Source organism: Xanthomonas sp. DAR 34887, assembly GCF_041245805.1.
In the GTDB taxonomy this organism is placed as follows: domain Bacteria; phylum Pseudomonadota; class Gammaproteobacteria; order Xanthomonadales; family Xanthomonadaceae; genus Xanthomonas_A; species Xanthomonas_A tesorieronis.
Map to the genome: position 1 here is coordinate 152665 of NZ_CP162490.1, position 22471 is coordinate 175135.

Consider the following 22471-nt stretch of genomic DNA (forward strand, 5'->3'; position numbering starts at 1 on the left):
GGGGTCAGCTCGCCGCCGGGGGAGATTGGAAATCCAGGGTCGGCGCCAGCCGGTAGGCGGCGCTTAGTTCGGTCAGGCCGGCCGGGGCGCCATGGATGGCGACCTCGGCCTGGCCCTGCGCACGCAGGCGTGCGGTGAGTTCGGCGAGCAGCGCCAGGCCGGCGCTGTCCACCTGGGCGACCTCGCGCAGATCCAGCGCCTTCGCGCCGGCCAGCAGCGGCAGTGCCGCCGGCCACAGCGCGGTGGCCGCGGCACGGTCGAGCACGCCGCTCAGCGCGAGCGTGTCGCCGTCGCGGCGCAGGCGTGGCTCACTTGCCACTGTTGCTCGCCGGCGCCACTTGCATCGAGCCGTTGCGCAGCTCGGCCGCGACCTGCGCGATCGACTTGGTGCGCAGCGGCGTGTCGAACTGATTGCGGAAGGTCTGCACGTAGGACACGCCTTCCACCATCACGTCGAAGATCTTCCAGCTGCCGCCGACGTTGCGCACCAGGTAGTCGACCGGGATCGGGTCGCCGCCGCTGCGCAGCAGCTCGGTGGAAACCTTGGCGCCGCGGCCGCCCGGCAGCGGGGTTTCCGACTTGATCCGCACCTGCGGCTTGCCTTCGAAGGTCAGCAGCGAGCTGCCGTAGCGCTGCATCAGGTTATCGGCCATCGCATCGGCGAACAGCTTGACGTCGGCATCGGAGGCGCCGCGGCCGTGCACGCCGAGCACCAGGCGCGCGGCGTAGTCGCGGTCGAAGGACTTGTCCATCTCGCTGTTGATGAACTGCTTGAGCGCGGCGTTGTTGCTCTTGAACTCGGCGCGGCGCTGTTCCAGCGTGGTCAGGATGCGGGTGCTGTTGTCGAGCACGACCTTGCTGGCCGAACCCTGCTGGGCGGCGGCCGCGGCAGGCGCGGCCTGGGCCAGCGCGATGGCGGGTGCGGCGGCGGCCAGGGCGGCGGCGAGCGCGGCGGAAAGCAGTTTGTTGGTCATGGCTTGGGTTCCGTTTCCGTAGAGGGAGTGGCGGGGTTCGCTGAGGCTGCCGCATCGGGTGTTGCGTTCTTGTCGCCGCTGCCGCTGCCGCCGCCGAACATGTACTTGCCGACCAGCTGGATCAGGTCCACCGCCGGCTGGGTGAAGGCGATTTCCTGGCCGGGCTTGAGCGTATCCGGGTCGCCGCCGGGCTGCAGGCCGACGTAGCTTTCGCCGAGCAGGCCGCTGGTCAGGATGCCGGCCGAGGTGTCCGCCGGCAGGTCCTTGTAGCGGTCGTCGATGGCCAGGGTCACCACCGAGTCGAACTTGGCCGGATCCAGCTCGATCTTCGCCACCTGGCCGATGATCACCCCGCCGATCTTCACCGGCGCCTGCTGGCGCAGCTGACCGATCTGCGAGAAGCGTGCGGTCAGCTCGTAGCGACCGCCGCCGAAGCCCCACTGGCGGTTGGTGGAGGCGAGCGCCAGCACCAGCAGCGAGGCTAGGCCCAGCAGCAGGAAGGCGCCGACGGCGAACTCGAGACGGGGACCACGGATAGCCATAACGTGTCTACCTTGTTGATTCATCTAAGCCACGGCGACAGTGCCGCGGCCGGTGTTGCAGCAGTGCCCGCCGGCCAGGGCGGGCGTTGGCGCGCAGTTCCTTACTGGAACAGCAGCGCCGACAGGACGAAATTGAACATCAGCACCAGCAGCGAGGCGTTCACCACCGCACGGGTGGTGGCCACCGAGGTGCCTTCGATGGTCGGCTCGGCGTGGAAGCCCACATACGAGGCCACCAGCGCCGCAGTGCCGCCGAACACCGCCGACTTCAGCATCGCCACGCCGAAGTCGTCCCAGAAATCCACGCTGCTCGACAGCGCCGACCAGAACGTGCCCTTGTCCAGGCCCAGCACGTGCACCGCTTCGAAGTAGCTGGCGCTGATCGCCAGCGAGCAGAAGATGCCGGTCAGCAGCGGCACGGTCAGCACCGCCGCCCAGAAACGCGGCGCCACCGCCTTGGCCACCGGGTCGATCGCCATCAGCTCCAGCGCCTTGATCTGGTCGGTGGCGCGCATCAGCCCCAGTTCGGCGGCGATCGAGCTGCCGGCGCGGCCGATGAACAGCAGCGCGGTCAGCACCGGCGCCAGTTCGCGGTACAGCGACAGCCCCAGCAGCGTGGACAGCGCATCGGAGGCGCCGTAGGTCTGCAGCGTGCGGTAGCCCTGCAGGGTCAGCACCAGGCCGACGAAGGCGCCGCCGACGGCGATGATCGGCAGCGAGCGCGCGCCGACCTTGTAGATCTCGCGGACCAGTTCGGCCAGGAAATCGCGGGTCGGCAGCGAGCCGCGCAGCACGGTGATCGAGAACAGCCCGGCGCGGCCCAGCGCGCGGATCGAGGCGACGGCGCCCATCAGGCGGCGCTCCGCGCGCGCGCCGGCGCATCGAACGGGATCGGGCCGTCCGGGCGGCCGTGCAGGAACTGCTGCAGCAGCGGATCGGTGCTGGCCTGCAGGTCCTGCGGGGTGCCGGCGAAGACCACGCCGCCATTGGCGATGGCCACTGCCTGGTCGCAGATCGGCAGGGTTTCGTGGACGTGGTGGCTGACGATGATGCTGGTCAGGCCCAGGGTGTCGTTGAGGCGCTGGATCAGGCTCATGATCACCCCGGAGGCGATCGGGTCCAGGCCGGTCAGCGGTTCGTCGTAGATCATCAGCGGCGGGTCCAGGGCCAGCGCGCGGGCCAGCGCCACGCGCCGCGCCATGCCGCCGGACAGCTCGCGCGGCCAGGCGTCGGCGGCGGCGAGCAGGCCCACGGCGTGCAGCTTCAGCGCCACCAGCCGTTGCAGCACCGGCTCGGGCAGGCGGGTATGCGCGCGCAGCGGCAGCGCCACGTTCTCGGCCACGCTCAGGTCGGTCAGCAGGCCATTGCCCTGCAGCAGCACGCCGATGCTCTTGCGCGTCTCGCGCAGCGCGCGGCTGCCGCGCGGCAAGGGCTGGCCGAACACCTCGACCGTGCCCGCGACCGGCACCAGCTCGCCGGTCAGCGCCGCCAACAGGGTCGATTTGCCGCTGCCGGACGGGCCGAGCACGGCGGTGATGCTGCCGCGCGGCACCGCCAGCGACACGTCGCGCAGGATCGCGCGGCCGCCGCGGTCGATGCGCACGCCGGACAGCTGCACCAAGTTGGATTCGGGAGACGCCATCGCGGCCTTTAACGAAAAATCAACACAGGATTGAGCCAGTCGGCTGAACTTAACCGAACTGGGCCGTGCAGTATTGTCGCACCCGCGGCGCCTGCGTGCCCATAGGCCGCGCGACGCCGTACATGCAACAGCGTGTATCGAGCCGCGTCGCGGCGGCGGCGCCCGGCCATCGGGCGGGCGACCGCACCGCCTCGGCGCTATCGACATACGGCCATGCGCGCCGCTGAGCCGCGCACGGGCGCCGGGGCGTGGGGGACGTGATGGATTGCGATCGGCAAATGCGCAAGTGTATGGCGAAGCCGGCACGCTGGCGTGGTTGCAGCCGACAGGCGCTGCTGCAGGAGGCTAGGGCGCCGCTGTCGGCAATGCAGTCGTGGCGTGAACGACAGCGGGCGATGCGTTACCCCGATTGGCATGCAGCGGTGCGCGCGCCCGTCCCGATTCGGCGCACGCGTGCTGCCGTGCGCTGCGCCGATGTGGACAGTTGCGCGCGCACGCTTGTGCCGGGCGCGATGGAACGCGAGGATGCATTGTGGCAATCGTGCCGCCGACAGGGAGGAGTGGATGGAGCTGCTGACGCTGGAGCATTTCGCCGGAAGCGTGAACGAGACTTTCGCGGCGGAATTGAACGAGGGCGAGGTTCCCTTCGTGCTGGTCGAGGCGCGGCCGCTGCCGGTCAAGCCGAACATGCATCGCGCGCCCTTCTCGCTGCTGTTTCGCAACACATCCTCGTTCCTGTTCCCGCAGCAGACCTATCGCATGCGCCATCCTCGCCTGGGCGAACTGGGGATCTTCTTGGTGCCGGTGGCACGCGAGCGCGAGGGTTTCCTCTACCAGGCCGTGTTCAACTGAGTGCCGGCGCCGCGCTCGCGGCGCGCCAGTGCATCTCCAGGTGAGTGTCGCTGGCGTCGCCGGCGACGAAGCCCAGCCGCGCGTACAGCCGACGCGCTTCGGGATTGGCATGCAGCACGTGCAGCGACAGCGCACACCCGGCCGCGCCCGCCAACGCCTGCGCATGCGCGATCAGCGCGGTGCCGACGCCTTGCCCGCGCCAGTCCGGCAGCAGGCTGATGTCGACCAGTACATGCGGCGCCTTACTGCGATCCAGGTAGAGCCGGCCCAGCGGCGCCTGCGCGGTTTCCACGATCAGGAAATCGGCGCCGGCGAAGTGCCGCAGGTAGTGCGCATGCTGCAGCGCGAACTGCTGGTCGAGGAAGGCGCGCTTGGCCGTTTCCGGCCATGGCACTGCCGCGAGTTCGGTACTGCGCGTGCTGGCGTACAGCGCGCGCAGCCAGTCCAGATCCTTCGTCGCCGCCGCCCGCAGGCCGATGCCGTGCGGGCGCAGCGCGGCGGGCGCGGCGATCCCGGCGTCCCGCTCCGGAAAGCTTGGTAGCGTGCCGGCCGCGATCATCCCCGCCTCAGTCGAAGACCGGGTAGTCGCCCTGCAGTGCGATGCAGAAGTTCACTGCCAGGTAGGGTTGCCGATTCTCGTGCGCCTGGCCGTTGCCGGTGGGCAGCAGCGCGGTCGGCGAGAACTGGGTCTCCGGCTGTTGTACCGTCGCGAAGGGGCGCGCCGTGGTGCTGCCCAGCGAGGACAGCGCCGCGCCATTGGCGGGCGTGCCGCTCTTCTTGGACTGATCCGATTGCGAGAACGCGGTGATGCTGTGCTGGTGCGGCGGAATCTGTGTGCTCAGCAGGCTGACCCCCACGCTGCCGAAGGCGTCGCCGCGCTGCCGGTTGGTCAACCCGGCGCCCTGGCCCTGCTCGCAGCCGGCACGCGCGCAGAAATTCGGCAGCTGGAACGTGCTGGATCCGTTGCCGCCGTAGGCCACGCCGAGCAGCGAGTACAGCACCGTGTTCTGCGTGATCGGCAGCGTGGCGCCATTGCAAAATGCCCAGCCGACGGGATTGAAATCGAAGCCGAACAGTTGGATCTCGCCGATGTAGGGTTCGGTCATGGATGCATTCCTCCGGTAGAACAGGCAGGCGCCGCGATCAGCGCGGCGGCGTGGCGAATGGGATCAGCTCTGCTGCGGGAAGATGCCGGTGGTGGCGATGCAGTACTGCACCGTCAACGTGGGCATGGTGTTCTCGTGCGGTTGGCCACCGCCGGTGATCGTGGTCGATTGCGTGGCCATTGGCACCGCGGTGGCGCCGGCGGTGTTGGTCACGTAGAACACGTCGCCGCTGACCGTGGCGGGCAACAGCCCGGACGGTGCGGTCGCCGTCGCCGCGGCGGTTGTGGCGGCCAGCGTGTGGGTGTGCGCCGGAAGCTGCAATTCGGTCAGCGTGACCGTCTCGGTGCCTGAGAGCTGGGCGAGGACATAGTTGCTCAGGCCCGGCCCCTGCCCCTGGTGGATCGGCAGGCGGCCGCGCAGGTCAGGCACCGCGAACGTGGTCGTGCCATTGCCGCCGTAGGCGGTACCGATGAGTACGTACAACGGTTCGTATTCGGAGATCTGCAGCAGCGAGCCGTCGCAGGCCTGCCAGCCCTGCGGGGTGCGGCCGAAGCCGAACAAGCGGATTTCGCCGATGAATGGAGTGGCCATGGTGTCCTTCCTGGTCGGTGGTGCGCCGCGCGCCGCCGGCGCGCCTCGCGTGAATGCGTTTGCCTAACTGCGCGAGGGGAAGATGCCGGACAGCGCGATGCAGAAATTGATCGTGGTGTAAGGCTGCAGATTCGGATGCGGCTGGCTGCCGCCCGCATTGCCCACGGTCGCCGCATTCATCGCCACCAGCGATCCCGGCGCCGCATACAGCGCGGCCGGACCGGTCGTGCTGGTGTTGTTGGCGAACGAGCGGCCGGCAGGATTGCGATTGTTGCCAGCGGTGTTGGTGCATTCCAGCAAATGACTGTGCGCCGGCAGATTGCTGGGCAACAGCGAGACGTTCTCCGCGCCGCCGCTCTGGCCCAACGGCGGCGGCGAAGGCTGCCAGGCGGGATCAGCCGAGGGCGCGTAGCCGACCGGCGTGCGCCCCCGCATGTCGGGCAGCGCGAAATTGGTACTGCCATTGCCGCCGAAACGGGTCCCGAGCAGGGTAAACAGTGCCTGGTTCTGGTTGACCGGCAGCAGCTGGCCGTTGCATTGCGCAAAATACTTGGGCGCAAAAACGAAACCGGTCAGCATGATCTGACCGACGAAGAATTCGCTCATGCGGATACTCCCCCCCGGATTGTTGGCGACAGACATGATGTCTGGCGGCGCCTACTTAATCACGACTTTTGTTCCATGCAAGTCTTGATAATGCTGAATCAGACAGTGTCGTTGCATTTGTTGCTTTACCAAAGTGTGAACTTCCTGTTCAAATGCGACCGCAGCGCGGAGGGGAACGCCTTGTCAGGCTTGTATCCGTGCTGTCTGGGGCACCAGGATCGTTGCCGGCGCCAACGGGATGGCGTGATCTTTCGGGGAATATGAATATGTCTACGAATTGCACCAATTCGCGCGAGCGCGTGCGTGTCGGTTGGCGTTGGCCGCTGGCTTTTGCGCTGCTGCTGTTGGCGCTGCTCTGTCCCGGGCTGGCCGCAGCGGCGGTCTCGCCATGCCCGACCTTGAGTGCGACCGTTCTCCAGGGCGGCTCCGTGGTCATCGACGTTTCCAACTGCGATGGCCCGAACAACTTCGGCATCGGCTGGAACGGCGTGCAACCAGCGCACGGCACGATCTCGATCAGTGCGCAGAGCGGATCGGGCACGCAGACCGTCACCTATACCCACAACGGCGATTCGGCCACCAGCGACACCTTTCCGCTGGAAGACGAGGATGGCAACAACATCACCGTCAACATCACCATCACCCCGGCGATCACCGCCAGCATCTCGGTGAGCCCGGCCAGCCGCAACGAAGACAGCGGCGCATCGTTCACGTACACGGTGACCCTGAGCCAGACCAGCAGCTCGGCGATCACGGTGAACCTCAACCGCGCCGGCACCGCCACCAACGGCGTGGACTACACCGGCGCGGTGAACAGCGTCGTGGTGCCCGCCAACACCCTTTCGGCCAGCTTCGCCATCACCCCGGTCGCCGACACCACGGTGGAGGCCGACGAGACGGTCATTATCAACGTGGCCAGCGGCTCCAGCTACGCGGTCGGCAGCCCGGCCAGTGCCACCGCCACCATCCTCAACGACGATCTGCCCACCGCATCGATCGCGGTGTCTCCCGCCAGCGTGGCCGAGGACGGTGCCACCAATCTGGTCTACACCGTCACGCTCGACCAGGCGCCAGTGAGCGCAGTGTCGGTCGCCTACAGCGTCGGCGGCACCGCGACCTCCGGCACCGATTACGCGGCCGTGAGTTCGCCGCTGGTGATCGCCGCCGGCCAGACCAGTGGCACCATCACCATCAACCCGACCCCGGACAGCACCGTCGAACCCGACGAGACCGTCGTCATCAGCCTGAGCGCGGGCAGCGGCTACACCGTCGGTTCGCCGAACAGCGCCACCGGCACCATCCTCAACGACGATCAGCCGTCGCTGTCGATCAACGACGTCTCCGTCAACGAGGGCAACGCCGGCACCACCAACGCCACCTTCACCGTGTCGCTGAGCCAGCCGGCCGGCGCCGGCGGTGTCGGCTTCGACATCGCCACCGCCGACGGCACCGCGACGGCCGGCGTCGATTACGTCGCATCGAGCCTGACCGGGCAGACCATTCCCGCCGGCAGCAGCAGCGCCACCTTCACCGTGCTGGTCAACGGCGACACCCTCAACGAACCCAACGAGACCTTCTTCGTCAACGTCAGCAACGTCACCGGCGCGTCCGTCGCCGATGCGCAGGGCCAGGGCACCATCGTCAACGACGATGCGCCGCCGGCGCTGTCGATCGACGATGTCAGTGTCAACGAAGGCAACAGCGGCACCACTACGGCGACCTTCACGGTGAGCCTGAGCGCGGCCAGCGGCCAGACCGTCTCGGTCAACTACGCCACCGCCGACGGCACCGCCACCGCCGGCAGCGATTATGTGGCGCGCTCCGGCACGCTGACCTTCGCGCCGGGCGTCACCGCGCAGGGCGTGGCCATCACCGTCAACGGCGACACCACGGTCGAGCCCAACGAGACCTTCACCGTCGGCCTGTCCGGCGCCAGCAACGCGAGCATCGCGCGCGCCACCGGCACCGGCACCATCCTCAACGACGACGCCGTGGTCACGGTCGCGCCGGCATCGCTGCCGGCGGCGACCGCAGGCAGCGCCTACAGCCAGACGCTGAGCGCCAGCGGCGGCACCGCGCCGTACACCTTCACTGTCACCGCCGGTGCGTTGCCGGCCGGGCTGACGTTGAGCACGGGCGGCGTGCTGTCCGGCACCCCGACGGCCAGCGGCAGCTTCAACTTCACCGCGAGCGCCACCGACAGCGGCGCGCCCACCACCGGCAGCCGTGCCTACACCTTGACCGTGGCGGCCCCCACGTTGACGTTGCCGGCGACCGCCTTGTCCAACGGCACCGCCGGGCAGGCCTACAGCGCGGCGATTACCCCGGCCAGCGGCGGCATCGCGCCCTACACCTATGCGCTCAGCGCCGGCGCGTTGCCGGCCGGCGTCACGGTCAACAGCGCGACCGGCGCGCTCGGCGGCACGCCCACCGTGGCGGGCAGCTTCGCCTTCACCCTGACCGCGACCGACAGCACCAGCGGCACCGCCGGACAGGCCAGCCAGAGCTACAGCCTGAGCATCGTGTCGCCGACGCTGACCATCGCGCCGCCGACCTTGCCGGCCGGCGCCATCGGCACGGCCTACAGCCAGACCCTGAGCACCAGCGGCGGCACCGCGCCGTACAGCTACGCGCTCAGTGCCGGCGCCTTGCCGGCCGGCCTGACCCTGACCACGGGCGGTGTGCTGTCGGGCAGCCCGACCGTGGCCGGCAGCTTCGCCTTCACCGTCAGCGTCACCGACGCGCACGGCTTCGGCGCCGCGCAGGCCTATACGCTGGCGATCGCCTCGCCGACGCTGACCATCGCGCCGCCGACCTTGCCGGCCGGCGCCATCGGCACCGCCTACAGCCAGGCCCTGAGCGCCAGCGGCGGCACCGCGCCGTATAGCTACGCGCTCAGCGCCGGCGCGCTGCCGACGGGGATGACCCTGACCGCGGGCGGCGCGCTGTCCGGCACGCCGACCGTGGCCGGCAGCTTCGCCTTCACCGTGACCGCGACCGACAGCACGGCCGGCGTGGCCGCGCAGGCGAGCCACAGTTACACGCTGAGCATCGCCTCGCCGACGCTGACCATCGCGCCGCCGACGTTGCCCGCCGGCATCGCCGGCACCGCGTACAGCCAGACCCTGAGCGCCAGCGGCGGCACCGCGCCGTACAGCTACGCGATCAGTGCCGGCGCGCTGCCGGCCGGGCTGACCCTGACCACGGGCGGGGTGCTGTCCGGCACGCCGACCGTGGCCGGCAGTTTCGCCTTCACCGTGACCGCGACCGACAGCACCGCCGGGGTGGCCGCGCAGGTGAGCTATGCCTACACCTTGAGCATCGCCGCGCCGACGCTGGTCATCGCGCCGCCGACGCTGCCCGCCGGCACCGTGGGGACCGGCTACAGCCAGACCCTGAGCGCCAGTGGCGGCACCGCGCCGTACAGCTATGCGGTCAGTGCCGGCACTTTGCCGGCTGGTCTCACCCTGACCGCCGCTGGCGTGCTCGCGGGCACGCCGACCGCCGCCGGCAACGCCGCCTTCACCGTCAGCGTGACCGACGCGCATGGCTTCGGCGCCGCGCAGGCCTACACCGTGGCGATCGCCGCGGCGGTGCCCGCACCGGTGGCGGTGAACGACACCGGCGCCACGCTGGTCGAGACCGCGCTGACCCTGGCGGTGACCGGCAACGACACCGGCAGCATCGACACGATCGCGGTGACCGCGGCGCCGACCCACGGCACCGCGGTGGTGAACGGCCTGCAGCTGGTGTACACGCCGGCGGCCGGCTATGTCGGCGCCGACACCCTGAGCTATACCGCCACCGGCGCAGGCGGCACCTCGGCGCCGGCCACGGTCACCATCACCGTCAATGCGCGCCCGGTGGCGGCGTCGGCGACGGCGGCCGCAGTGCCCGGCGAAGCGCAGACGGTGGACCTGACCCGCAATGCGACCGGCGGGCCGTTCGTGGCCGCCGCGCTGGTGGCGATCCTGCCGGCCAATGCCGGTACCGCGACCATCACCCGCAGCGGCGGCGCATCTGCCGCCGGCACCGGCACGCCGACCGCGGCCGCGGCCGATGGGCCGAGCTTCATCATGACCTTCACGCCGAACCCGGCGTTCTCCGGCCAGGCCACGGTGCGCTTCACCCTGTCCAACGCGGTGGCGACCTCGGTGCCCGCCGACATCGTGTTCGTGGTCGCACCGCGTGCCGATCCGAGCCTGGATGCGGAAGTGCGCGGGCTGATCGACGCGCAGGCCGAGTCGACCCGGCGCTTCGCCAAGGCGCAGATCGACAACTTCCAGCGCCGGCTGGAAGCGACCCATCGCGGCGATCGCAGCTTCGACAACAGCCTGAGCTTCCAGTCCACCTCGCGTTCGCATTGCCGTGAAGCCGAGCGTGGCGTGGCCGCGCAGCCGTGCAGCGAGGCCACCTGGGACAAGGACGCCAATCCGGACGCCGACGACGCGGCGGCGACGCCGACCGCCCGCACCGCAGTCAATGGCGACCTCGGCCTGTGGGTGGGCGGTGCGATCCGCTCCGGCAGCCTGGACAAGCAGTCCCAGCGTGCCGGCGTGGACTTCCAGACCGACGGCCTGAGCCTGGGCGCCGACTACCGCGCTTCGGACGCGCTGGCGCTGGGCGCCGGCGTGGGTTGGGGCCGCGACGACAGCGATGTCGGCCGCAACGGCAGCCACAGCAAGGCCACCGCCTATACGCTGGCGGTGTACGCGAGCTTCCACCCGGGGCGGCATTTCTTCTTCGACACCCTGGTCGGTTACCAGCTGCTGTCCTACGACCTGCGCCGCTACGTGACCGGCAACGGCGAACTGGCCGAAGGCCGCCGCGACGGCAGCCAGTGGATCGCATCGGTGTCCAGCGGTGCCGACCTGCAGCACGGCGACTGGCAAATCACGCCGTACGCCCGCGTGGACATGGCCCGCGCCACGCTGGATGCGTACAGCGAAGCGGCGATGGTGCCGTACGCGCTGCACTACGCGGACATGGACGTGTCCACCACCACCGGCAACCTCGGCCTGCGTTTGGAATGGCGCCGCGAGATGAGCTGGGGCCAGTTCACCCCGCAACTGCGCGTGGAATACCAGCGCGACTTCCAGGGCCGCGGCGACGCCACGCTGAGCTATGCCGACCTGGTCGACGGCGGCCCGCTGTACCGCACCGGGCTGAGCGTGTTCGACCGCAACCGGCTGATGCTGGGGCTGGGCGCGGTGTTCACCACCGAGCAGGGCCTGTCCACCCGCGTCGAATACCGCGGCGTGACCGACGGCGACAGCGGCAACGACCAGACCTGGATGTTCAACGTCGAGAAGAAGTACTGACGCATCAAGCCCCTCTCCCGCCGGGAGAGGGGTTGGGGTGAGGGTGCGGCGCGAAAGCGTCTCGCAGAGTTTGGTTCACGAGGCTGCGCCCGTACCCTCATCCGCCCCTTCGGGGCACCTTCTCCCGCTGGGAGAAGGAAAAGCCGTAGCCCCTCTCCCATCGGGAGACCTGATTAGCGTCGAATCTCAGCTGCTGATGCGTGACAGGTGCACCCTTGCTGCCGGTTCTCTTGGAGAGGCAGTCATGGCGATGAATCGTGTGCAGTTCCAGCGGGGGATGTCCTTACCGCAGTTCCTGCAGCATTACGGCACTGAGGAGCAGTGCGTGTCCGCGCTGCTGCGCAACCGCTGGCCTGACGGTTTCGTCTGTCCGCGCTGTGGCCAGCGGGCGGCCAGTCAGTTCCAGCGCGGGCACCAGCGGCTGTGGCAATGCCGGCAGTGCCGCGCCCAGACCAGCCTGACGGCGGGCACCGTGCTGGCCGACACCAAATTGCCGCTGCGTCTGTGGTGGATGGCGATGTATCTGCTGAGCCAGGCCAAGAACGGGATTTCGGCCCTGGAGCTGATGCGCCACCTGGACGTGTGCTACCGCACGGCTTGGCGCATCAAGCACAAGCTGATGGCGGCTATGGCTGAGCGGGAAGGCCAACGTCAGTTGGCCGGCTGGGTGCAGATCGACGATGCCTATCTAGGTGGGGAGCGCGCGCGCGGCAGCGGTGCCGAACAGTGGACCAACAAGATCCCGTTCATTGCCGCCGTGGAGACGCGACAAGGTCGGCCGGGATGCGTCCGGTTTGACTGGGTCGGCAGCTTCTGCCGCGATGCTGTCCATCGCTGGGCCCAGCAAGCCCTGGCGCCGGGAACCCACGTTCTCAGCGATGGGCTGACCGCCTTCACCGCCGTCACCTGGGCCGGTATGAGCCATGAGCCGATCGTGACCGGCACCGGGCGCAAATCGGTACAACAGCCCGCTCTGAAATGGGTCAACACGATCCTGGGGAATCTCAAGACCGCCCTTGGCGGCACCCACCATGCCATCGCCTTCGGCAAATACGGTCTGCGCTACCTGCGCGCGCACCAATATCAGGTCAACCGGCGCTTCAACTTGGCCGCGATCCTTGACCAACTCGGCTTGGCTTCCATGGCCACTCATGCCATCCCGGAGCGCGCTCTGCGCGCTCCGGCTGAGATTCGACGCTAATCAGGATCGGGAGAGGGGTTGGGGTGAGGGTCCGGGCGCGAAGCGCCTCGTTACGTCCGAGCGCACCAAGCTGCGCGCAGTCACCGCTTACGCACGCGCAACAGCCACCGATCACCCTCGCGCAGCGACGCCATCCCGCGCATCCGGCACAATGCCGCACGCATGCACGCCCCTTCCGCGCCCGATTTTCGTCTGTATCCGTCCAACGCGCTGGATACCCTGGCCGCCCTGCTCGCCGAAGAGCTGCGCCGGCCGGTGCCGGGGCAGCCCCTGCTGGCGCCGGAGGTGGTGCTGATCCCGCAGGTGGCGATGCGGCGCTGGCTGCAGTCCACGCTGGCGGCGGCGCACGGCGTCGCCGCGAATCTGGAATTTCTCACCCCCGGCGAGTTCGTCGCGCGCGCGCTGGACGCCAACCTTGGCCCGGCCGACGACGATCTGGACATGGCCACCACGCAGTGGCGGCTGTACGCGGCGTTGCAGGCCGATCTCGGCCACGACGCCGCCCTCGCCCCGCTGGCCGGCTACCTGGCCGACGGCGACACGCTCAAGCCCTGGGCGCTGGCCGGCGAACTGAGCACTGTGTTCGAGAAATACCAGGCCTGGCGCCGCGACTGGCTGCTGCGCTGGGAGGGCGGCGCCGACGCCGACGACCCGCAGGCGCGCTTGTGGCGCCGGATCGCCAGCGGCCGTCAGTACCGCGCGCGCCGCATCGGCCAATACCTGGACCGCTACGCGCGCGCCGACGGCCCGCTGCCGCAAGGCCTGCCGAAGCGGCTGTTCGCCTTCGCCATCCTCAACATCTCGCCCGACGTGCTGCGCGTCCTCGCCACGCAGGCGCGCGTGGGCACGCTGCATTTCTACCTGCCCACGCCGACCCAGGGCTATTGGGGCGACCTGCAGACGCTGTGGCAGCGCCGCCGCGAGGACGGCGCGATCGACCTGTTCGCCGCGCAGGTGCAGGAAAACCCGCTGCTGCAGGCCTGGGGCGCGGCCGGGCGCGACTTCATGGCGCTGGTCGGCGACTACGAAGTGGTGCATCCGCTGGCCGAGATCGCGGTCTACGCCGACCCGCTGGCCTCCGGGCAGCGTCCGCTGGCCGACGGCGGTCTCGGCGACAGCCTGCTGCGGCGCATGCAGAGCGACCTGTTCCATCGCCGCGCGCCGGCCGCGCCGCCGCCGTTGCCGCAGGTGAACCTGGCCGATCCCAGCCTGCAGGTGCACGCCTGCCACACCCGCCTGCGCGAGCTGCAGGTGCTGCACGACCAGCTGCGCGCGCTGCTCGACGACCCGCGTTTCGATCCGCCGCTGCAACCGCGCGAGATCGCGGTGCTGTCGCCGGACATCGATCCCTACGTGCCATACCTGGACGCGGTGTTCGGCGGCCACGGCCGCGACGACGCGCTGCCCTACGCGCTGGCCGACGCCAGCCCGCTGGCCAGCGAGCCGTTGGCCGACGTGTTCCTGACCCTGCTCAGCCTGCCGCTGTCGCGCTTCGGCCTGCACGAAATCCTCGATCTGCTGGCCAGCGCGCCGATCGCCGAGGCCGCCGGGCTGGACGAGGCCGGGCTGGAACGCCTGCGCGGCTGGCTGCATGCCGCCGGCGCGCGCTGGGGCCTGGACGCGGCGCACCGGCACCGGCACCAGGCGCCGGTCGACGATGCCTATACCTGGCGCTTCGCGCTGGACCGGCTGCTGCTCGGCCACGCCAGCGGCGCCGAGGACGATATCGCCGGCGTCGCGCCATGGCCGCAACTGGAAGGCAGCGCACTGCTGGCGCTGGACACGCTGCTGCGGCTATTGCGCGTGCTCGACCGTCACCAGGCCATGCTGGCCGAGCCGATGACGCCTGCCGACTGGCGCGAATGCCTGCTCGGGCTGCTCGATGCACTGCTCCCGCAAGCGCCGTCGGCACCGCGTGCGCAACGCGCACTGGAGCGGCTGCGCAGTGTGATCGACCAGTTCGCCCGCGACGCCGCACGCGCCGAGTACGCCGGCAAGGTTCCGGCCGACGTGGTGCGCGCGCATTTCGCCGCGGTGCTGGGCGAATCGGACACGCGCGCGCCGCTGCTCACCGGCGGCATCAGCTTCGGCCGCATGGTGCCGATGCGCCTGCTGCCGTTCCGGGTCATCTGCCTGCTCGGCATGAACGACGGCGAGTTCCCGCGCCGCGATCCGGCCGCCGGCCTCAACCGCCTCACCGCCGAGCTGGGCAGCGCGCGCCGCCGCCACGGCGACCGCTCCACCCGCGAGGACGACCGCTTCCTGTTCCTGCAGCTGTTCGCCTCGGCGCAGGACGCGTTCTACCTCAGTTATCTCGGTGCCGATGCGCGCGACGGCACGGTGCGCGAGGCGTCGGTGCTGGTCAGCGAACTGCTGGCCAGCGCGGCGCAGTACCACGCCGATCCGAAGGCCATCGAAAACCTCGTGGTGCGCCACCCGCTGCAACCGTTCGCCGCCGCCGCGTTCGGTGCGCTCGGCGAAGACGGCGCCGATCCGCGCCGCTTCAGCTACCGCCGGCAGTGGCGGCCAGCGGTGGACAGTCTTGCCGGACAGCGCCAGGCGCTGCTGCCGTGGGTCGCGTCCACATTGCCCGCCGACGCTGCGGCAGTGCAGCCAAGCGTGTCGATCGACGACCTGCGCCGCCTGTTCGCCGATCCGGCCGGGCAGTTCCTGCGCCATCGCCTGGGGATGCGCCTGCCCGATCCGGCCAGCGAGGACAGCGACCTGGAGCCGCTGCTGGCGCCGGGCAGCGGGCTGGAACAGCACGACTTGCAGCAACAGGTGCTGGAGGCGGTGCTGGGCGGCGCCACCGACGCGCTGTATGCGCGACTGCGCGCACGCGCGCTGCTGCCGTCGGGGCCGCTGGGCCGGCGCCTGCTCGACGAACGCCTGCGCCAGCTGCGCCCGTACGCGCAAGCGTTCGCGCAGTGGCGCGGCGACGCGCCGGCACAGTCGCAACGCCTGCAGGTGCACCTCGATGGCGTCGATCTGCATGGCCGCCTGCCCGGCTGGTACGCGAACGGCGTGGGCCGGGTGCAGGTCGGCGCGCCCAGCGGCCGTGCGGCGATCCGCCACGGCCTGGAATGGCTGCTGCTGCGCGCCGCCGGCGAACGCACGGACTACGTGCGCTTCTTCGAAGACGAAGACGGACTCGGCCCGCATCCCATGCATGGCGATGCGATCGAACCGCTGCCGCAGGCGCAGGCGCAGGCGGCGCTGGCCGCGCTGCTGCGACTTTACCGGCAAGGCCTGCAGGCACCGCTGGCGTTCGCCCCGTACAGCGGCTGGAAGTATTACCAGGCCGCGCGCCACGACGATTTCGACAAGGCGATCAAGGACGCTGCCGCGCAGTGGCAGGCCAGCTTCGGCTGGAGCGAAGCGGACACGCCGGAACTGCGTCTGGTGCATCGCGGCCGCGATCCGTTCGCCGACGCGCAGCGCTTCGCCGACTTCGCCGCCACCAGCCACACGCTGTACTCGCTGCTCGAACGCGGCGCGGCCGACAGTACGCTGGATCCGGCGCGGCTGGCCGAAAGCTGGCGGCAGTGGCGTGGTGCGCAGGAGGACGCCGAATGAGCGCCCCCACCCACGACCCGTATCTGACCTTGCCGCTGCGCGGCGTGCGCCTGATCGAGGCCAGCGCCGGCACCGGCAAGACCTTCACCCTGGCCACCCTGTTCACCCGGCTGGTGGTCGAGCGCGGCCTGCGCATCGGCCAGATCCTCGCCGTCACCTTCACCGAAGCCGCCACCCAGGAACTGCGCCGGCGCATCCGCGAGCGCCTGGCGCTGGCGGCGACGCTGGTGCCCGACACCGCCCCGCCTCCTGTAGGAGCGGCTTCAGCCGCGACAGAGATCCGAGGCGCCCAGGCAACCGAGATCGCCGACGACCTGTCGCGGCTGAAGCCGCTCCTACAGGACGCGCCAGACGCCTTGCTCACCCGCGCGATCCTCGAGGCGCATCTGCACGCCAGCGACGAAACCCCCGCCGCGCTGCGCCGCCGCCTGCAGCAGGCGGTGGAGGAGATCGACCTCGCCGCCATCTTTACCATCCATGGCTTCTGCGCACGCGTCCTGCGCGAGCACGCGCTGGAGAGCGGCCAGACCTTCGCCGCGCCCGAGCTGCTGGCCAACGACCGCGAGCTGCTCGGCGAAGTCGCTGCCGACCTGTGGCGCCTGCGCGCCGCCGACGCGACGATGGCCGAAGACCTGGTCGCGCTGTGGCCGGGTGGACCCGACGCACTGGCCAGCGACCTGCGCCAGTTGGTGCGGCATCCGCAACTGCTGCCCGCAGCACCGGTCTTGGCCGACGATGTCGCCGCGACGGCGCAGCAGGTGCAGGTCGCGGCCGCCGCGCTCGCCGCCGCGTTCCACGCGCACGGCACCGCATTCTTCGAAGCGATCGCCGCCGCCATCGAAGACGGCGTGCTGAGCAAGGTCAGCTACAGGCCGGAATGGCTGGCGTCGCTGTGGCACTGGTGCGAAAGCTTCGCCGCCGCACCTGCGGCCGGCTTCCCGCCGCATGCCAAACTGATCAAGCTCACCGCGACGGAACTGGCGTCCGGCACCAACAAGAAATTCGTCGGGCGCACGCCGACCTCGCCGCTGAGCCATGCCGTGGACGGGTATCTGGCCGCGCTGGCGCGATTGGAAGAAGCGCGCGCCAGGCGCCGCATCCGCCTGCTGCATGCGCTGCGCGACGATGCGGTCGAACGGCTGAGCTTGCTCAAGCGCCAGCGCCGCGTGCAGACCTATGACGATCTGGTCGATGGCGTCGCCCACGCCTTGCGCCCCGACAGTCCGCAGGCCGAAGCGCTGGCGCGGCAGCTGCGCGCGCAATACGCCATCGCGCTGGTGGACGAATTCCAGGACACCGACGATCGCCAGTGGGCGATCTTCTCCAACGTGTTCGGCGAAGGCGAGCTGGCGCGCAAGGCGCGGCTGGAACCTGCGTTGTTCGTGATCGGCGATCCCAAGCAGGCGATCTACGGCTTCCGCGGTGGCGACGTGCAGACCTACCTGGCCGCGGCCGCCGACGCCGAACCGGCGCCGCCGCTCGGCCACAACTTCCGCTCGCGCCCCGCGCTGCTGGCGGCGATCGATGCGCTGTACGCGCAGGCCGGCTATGCGCAGGCGTTCCTGACCGACGGCATCGCCTTCCATCCGGTGCAGCCCGGCAGCAAGCGCCACGACACCGAGCTGCAGCGCGATGGCGTCACCGCGCCGGCGCTCACCCTGTGGCAGGCGCCGCAACCGCCGCTACCGGACAAGGGCAAGCCCAAACCGTGGAGCGCCGGGCGCGCACGCGCGCTGTGCACCGCCGCCTGCGTCGCCGCCATCCGCGACTGGCTCGCGGGCGGCCGCGCCGGTACCGCAACGCTTGGCGGCCGCGCGGTGCAGGCCGGCGACATCGCGGTGCTGGTGCGCAGCCATGGCGAGGCCACGCGCATCCAGCAAGCGCTGGGCGCGGTCGGCATTCCCGCCGTGGCCGCCGGCAGGCAGAGCCTGTTCGCCACCGACGAAGCGCTGGAACTGCTGACCCTGTTGCAGGCGCTGCTCGACCCGGGCGACGACAGCCGCCTGCGTGCGGCGCTGGCGACGGTGCTGATCGGCGAAGACGCCGCCGCGATCGCCGCGCTCGAACACAACGGCGATCGTCACCGCCGTTGGCAACAGCAGGCGCTGGACTGGCGCGAGCGCTGGCAGCGCGGCGGCCCGCTGGCGCTGATCGGCGATCTCGGCGCCGCGCACGCGCAGCGCCTGCTGGCGCTGGTCGATGGCGAGCGCCGCCTGACCAACTACCTGCAACTGGCCGAAGCGCTGCAGGAAGCCGACACCCGCGCGCTCGGCACGCACGGCCTGGTCGATTGGCTGGCGCGGCGCATCGCCAATGCCGACGACAGCGACGAGACCCAGCAACTGCGCCTGGAATCGGACGCGCGCCGGGTGCAGATCGTGACCCTGCACAAGAGCAAGGGCCTGGAATATCCACTGGTGTTCCTGCCCTACGTCGGCATCGGCCGCAGCGACCGCGGCGCCGGCCGCCACTGCGTCGTGCACGCGCCGCCGCTCGGCCGTCAGTTGCACTGGAACACGTCGAAGTGGAGCGGAGGCAAAGACGATCCGGCCTGGAGCGCCGCCGAGGCGGCGTGGAAGCAGGAACAGCGCGCCGAGGACGCGCGCCTGCTCTACGTCGGCCTGACCCGCGCCGAGCACGCGCTGTGGATCGCCACCGGTCCGTTCCACCAGCACGAGCGCACCGCACTGGCGGCGATGGTCGGCGACCCGGACACCTTGCGGGCCGCGGCGGCGGAGGGCGCCATCGCCATCGACACGACGGTGCCGCCGGCGACCCTGCCGCGCTTGCCGGCGGCCGAGGAAATCCAGGTGCCGCCGGCGCGCGTGGCGCAGCGGCATGTCGTGCCGGAGTGGTGGGTCTACAGCTTCACCCAGTTGGCCAACGCCGATGCCGGCGCCGCCGCCGACCCGATGGCCAGCGCCACCGTGGTCGGCAGCGGCGGCAGCGACGAGCCCGCCGCCAGCGACGCCGTGCCGACGACGCTGGACGTGGAAGCGTTCGACCGCCGTTTCACCGGCAACCGCTTCGGCGTGGCCATGCACGACGTGTTCGAGCGTTGCGACTTCGCCGCCTGGCGCGATTGGCGTCCTGGGCAGCCGGCACCGGACGGGCAGGCCGCGGCCATCGTCGAAGCCCTGCAGCGCGGCGGCTACGCGCAGGACGAACTGGAGGACGGCGCCGCCATGCTCACCGCCCTGGTCGGCCACACCCTCACCGTCGCCTTGCCCGAAGGCACGCGCCTGGCCGCGGTGCCCGAACCGCAGCGCCGCAACGAAATGGAATTCCACTTCGCCATGCGGCCCACCCGCGTCGAGGCGCTGCTGGCGCTGCTGCACCGCTTCGGCGTGGTCGGCGAGCGCCAGGCCTTCGGCGCGCGGCAGCGCCTGGAAGGGCTGATGACCGGCCTGATCGATCTCACCTACCAGCACGACGGGCGCTGGTACGTGCTCGACTACAAATCCAACCGCCTGCCCAGCTACGACGCCGACGCCCTGGCGCGGGCGATGGCGCACAGCGAATACGAACTGCAGGCGCTGATCTACACCGTCGCGCTGCACCGCTGGCTGCGTTTCCGCCTGGGCGACACCTACGACTACGCCCGCGACTTCGGCGGCGTGCGCTACCTGTTCTGCCGCGGCCTGGACGCCACCCGCGACCCCTCCCCAGGCGTCCACGCCTGGCGCTTCGACCCCGACCTGGTCGCGTCCGTCGACGCCATGTTCGCCGGCGCCGCTTTAGAGCCCCTCTCCCCTCGGGAGAGGGGTTGGGGTGAGGGTACGTCCGCCCACGGAGCCCCAACCCCGTGAACCAGCCCAACCTCCTGACCGCACTGCACCGCAGCGGCACCCTGCGCACGCTCGACCACGCCTTCGCGCAAACCCTCAGCCGCCTGGACCCTGAAACCCCCGACCTGGTCCTGTCCGCCGCCGCCCTGGCCTCGCTCGCCGTCGCCAGCGGCCATGCCGGCCTGGATCCGGCCCGCGGCCAGGTCCTGCTCGACCCGCGCGATGGCCCGCCGCCCACGCTGCCCGACCCGAGCGACTGGCAACGCGCCCTGTCCGCCTCGCGCTGGATCGCCCAACCCGCGCCGGAGGAACCAGCGGCCGCCGACTGCCCGCTGGTGCTGGAACACGGCCTGCTCTACCTGCGCCGCTACCGCGAATACGAGCGCCGCCTGGCGCAGGGCCTGCGCCGCCTCGCCGCGCAACCGCTGCCGGCCTTCGACGTCGCCGCGCTCGCTCCTCTGTTCGCGCAGCTGTTTCCAAACGCAGCCGCTTTCCCTCTCCCCCCGGCGACCGAAGGAAGTCCCCGTGGGAGAGAGGGTGCCCGAAGGGCGGGTGAGGGTACGTCCGCCGCCGACCAACCCACCGACCACCAAGCCCGAGCCGCCGCACTCGCCCTGCGCCGCGCCTTGCTGCTGGTCACCGGCGGCCCCGGTACCGGCAAGACCACCACCATCGCGCGCCTGCTGCTGCTGCGCATCGCGCAAGCGCAGGCCAGCGGCGCGGCTGCTCTGCGCATCGCCCTGGCCGCTCCCACCGGCCGCGCCGCCGAGCGCATGGCCGAAAGCCTGCGCGCCGCCGTGGCGCGCGCGCTCGACAACGGCATCGACCCGGCCCTGGCCGCGGCACTACCTGCCGGCGCCAGCACCCTGCACCGCCTGCTCGGCGTGATCCCCGACCTGCCGCGCTTCCGCCACGACGCCGACAACCCGCTGCCGTTCGACCTGATCGTGGTCGACGAGGCCTCGATGGTCGACCTGCCGCTGATGTGCAAACTGGTCGAAGCCGTCGCCGACGGCACCCAGCTGATCCTGCTCGGCGACGCCGACCAACTGCCTTCGGTCGAAGCCGGCGACGTGCTCGCCGCGATCCTGCAGGCCGCCGGCCCCGGCGAGGCGCTGCAGCCGGACGACGCGCAAGCGCTGCAGCCGTTGCTCGGCCACACCCGCAGCGACACCCACAGCGGCGGACTCGCCGGCCACCGCGTGCACCTGCTGCGCGGCTACCGCCAGGCGCAGGGCTTCGCACTGGCCCCGCTGGCCGACGCCGTGCGCGCCGGCGACGCCGACACCGCGCTCGCCCTGCTGCGCAACGGCGAGCTGGCCGGCGTGCACTTCCACGAAGACAGCGAGGATCCGCTCGCCGCCCGCCGCGATGCCTTGCTCGCGCACTGGCGCGCGCTGGCCGCCACCGAAGATCCCGCGGCCGCCCTGCGCGACGCCGCGCGGCTGCGCCTGCTCACCGCCGTGCGCGCGGGCGCGCAAGGCGCGCGCGGCCTCAACGCGCGCATCGAACAACTGCTGGCCGACAGCGGCAGCGGCGCCCGCCGCCTCGGCGCCGCCGCGCCCTGGTTCCACGGCCGTCTGCTGCTGATCACCGAAAACAGCTATCGCCATGGCCTGTTCAACGGCGATGTCGGCATTTGTTTGAGAGATGCGCAAGGCGCCTTGGTCGCCTGGTTCGAAGGCGAGGGCGATGGCCAGGTCCGCGGCTTCCACCCCGCTGCGCTGCCCGCGCACGAAAGCGCCTTCGCCATGACCGTGCACAAGGCGCAGGGCAGCGAGTTCGACGAGGTCTGGCTGCAACTGCCCACCCGCGACGCGCGCGTGCTCAGCCGCGAACTGGTCTACACCGGCATCACCCGCGCCCGGCAGACCCTGCACCTGGCCGCCAGCGAAGCCGTGCTGCGCGCGGCGCTGGCGCGGCATGCGGCGCGGATCTCGGGGCTGGCGTGGCGGTTGGGTGGGGTGGAACGGGTGTCCGCACCGCCAGCGTCAGCGTTTCAGACGGAAGGCCAGTCGCCCCCTGTCCAAGGCGCGTTGTTCTAGCCCAGTCGCGCGACCACAACGCTGTTTCGATCCGCGGCTGTTCCTTTTTCATGCGGCTTTTCCTTCTCCCGTTGGGGGAAGGTGCCCCGCAGGGGCGGATGAGGGTACGGGCGAAGCCTCGCGCTCCCAAGCACTGCGAATCGCTTTCGCGCCGGACCCTCACCCCAACCCCTCTCCCGAGGGGAGAGGGGCTCGGCTATTCCTTTCTCCCGTCGGGACCATGGCCC

Annotated in this window: 15 protein-coding genes; 6 read left to right on the forward strand and 9 right to left on the reverse strand. The window is 70.7% G+C overall.

All coding sequences use genetic code 11. The features are described 5' to 3' along the window. Nucleotides 1–4: 4 nt before the first annotated feature. The 5 genes from AB3X08_RS00720 to AB3X08_RS00740 all read right to left on the reverse strand — a co-directional run bounded on the left by AB3X08_RS00720 (nt 5) and on the right by AB3X08_RS00740 (nt 3158). The gene (locus AB3X08_RS00720) at nt 5–319 is read right to left on the reverse strand and encodes an STAS domain-containing protein (protein ID WP_369935520.1); all 315 of its coding nucleotides are present in this window, start codon (nt 317–319) and stop codon (nt 5–7) included. Continuing rightward, the gene (locus AB3X08_RS00725) at nt 309–974 is read right to left on the reverse strand and encodes an MlaC/ttg2D family ABC transporter substrate-binding protein (protein ID WP_369935521.1); all 666 of its coding nucleotides are present in this window, start codon (nt 972–974) and stop codon (nt 309–311) included. Before AB3X08_RS00725 ends, AB3X08_RS00720 begins: the two co-directional genes overlap by 11 nt. Next, nucleotides 971–1516: an outer membrane lipid asymmetry maintenance protein MlaD gene (gene mlaD, locus AB3X08_RS00730; RefSeq protein ID WP_184414335.1), complete on the reverse strand. Its 546-nt coding sequence runs from the start codon at nt 1514–1516 to the stop codon at nt 971–973. The genes AB3X08_RS00725 and mlaD overlap by 4 nt, the downstream gene beginning before the upstream one ends. 101 nt (nt 1517–1617) lie before the next feature. Beyond that, a complete protein-coding gene (locus tag AB3X08_RS00735; protein WP_003466288.1) occupies nt 1618–2367 on the reverse strand; it encodes an MlaE family lipid ABC transporter permease subunit in 750 nt (249 codons plus the stop codon). After that, nucleotides 2367–3158, reverse strand: a complete 792-nt coding sequence (locus tag AB3X08_RS00740) for an ABC transporter ATP-binding protein (RefSeq protein WP_369935523.1) — start codon at nt 3156–3158, stop codon at nt 2367–2369. The genes AB3X08_RS00735 and AB3X08_RS00740 overlap by 1 nt, the downstream gene beginning before the upstream one ends. Nucleotides 3159–3722: 564 nt before the next feature. Here AB3X08_RS00740 and AB3X08_RS00745 point away from each other — a divergent pair. Continuing rightward, nucleotides 3723–4010, forward strand: coding sequence for a DUF6916 family protein (locus AB3X08_RS00745; RefSeq protein WP_369935525.1), 288 nt, complete (start codon nt 3723–3725; stop codon nt 4008–4010). On the opposite strand, the gene AB3X08_RS00750 is transcribed toward AB3X08_RS00745, so the two are convergent. The 4 genes from AB3X08_RS00750 to AB3X08_RS00765 all read right to left on the reverse strand — a co-directional run bounded on the left by AB3X08_RS00750 (nt 4003) and on the right by AB3X08_RS00765 (nt 6313). Then, nucleotides 4003–4569 (reverse strand): GNAT family N-acetyltransferase, encoded by a 567-nt coding sequence (locus AB3X08_RS00750; protein WP_369935527.1) that lies wholly within the window; start codon nt 4567–4569, stop codon nt 4003–4005. The genes AB3X08_RS00745 and AB3X08_RS00750 overlap by 8 nt on opposite strands. Nucleotides 4570–4576: 7 nt before the next feature. Next, entirely contained in the window at nt 4577–5116 is a 540-nt protein-coding gene (locus tag AB3X08_RS00755) for a phage tail protein (protein WP_369935529.1), read from the reverse strand. Nucleotides 5117–5179: 63 nt separating this feature from the next. Beyond that, a complete protein-coding gene (locus AB3X08_RS00760) occupies nt 5180–5707 on the reverse strand; it encodes a phage tail protein (protein ID WP_369935530.1) in 528 nt (175 codons plus the stop codon). Nucleotides 5708–5770: 63 nt separating this feature from the next. Next, a complete protein-coding gene (locus AB3X08_RS00765) occupies nt 5771–6313 on the reverse strand; it encodes a phage tail protein (RefSeq protein WP_369935531.1) in 543 nt (180 codons plus the stop codon). A 266-nt stretch (nt 6314–6579) separates the two neighbouring features. On the opposite strand from AB3X08_RS00765, the gene AB3X08_RS22555 reads away from it, so the two are divergent. The 5 genes from AB3X08_RS22555 (at nt 6580) to recD (ending at nt 22244) form a co-directional block, all read left to right on the forward strand. Further along, nucleotides 6580–11634 (forward strand): putative Ig domain-containing protein, encoded by a 5055-nt coding sequence (locus AB3X08_RS22555; protein ID WP_420018503.1) that lies wholly within the window; start codon nt 6580–6582, stop codon nt 11632–11634. 244 nt (nt 11635–11878) lie between these two features. Next, nucleotides 11879–12835, forward strand: a complete 957-nt coding sequence (locus AB3X08_RS00780) for an IS1595 family transposase (protein ID WP_369933329.1) — start codon at nt 11879–11881, stop codon at nt 12833–12835. 162 nt (nt 12836–12997) lie between these two features. Beyond that, a complete protein-coding gene (gene recC, locus AB3X08_RS00785; RefSeq protein WP_369935532.1) occupies nt 12998–16411 on the forward strand; it encodes an exodeoxyribonuclease V subunit gamma in 3414 nt (1137 codons plus the stop codon). After that, on the forward strand, nt 16408–20220 hold the full coding sequence (recB, locus tag AB3X08_RS00790; RefSeq protein ID WP_369935533.1) for an exodeoxyribonuclease V subunit beta: 3813 nt from the start codon (nt 16408–16410) through the stop codon (nt 20218–20220). Before recC ends, recB begins: the two co-directional genes overlap by 4 nt. Continuing rightward, a complete protein-coding gene (gene recD / locus AB3X08_RS00795; protein WP_369935534.1) occupies nt 20217–22244 on the forward strand; it encodes an exodeoxyribonuclease V subunit alpha in 2028 nt (675 codons plus the stop codon). Before recB ends, recD begins: the two co-directional genes overlap by 4 nt. The last annotated feature ends 227 nt before the right edge of the window (nt 22245–22471 follow it).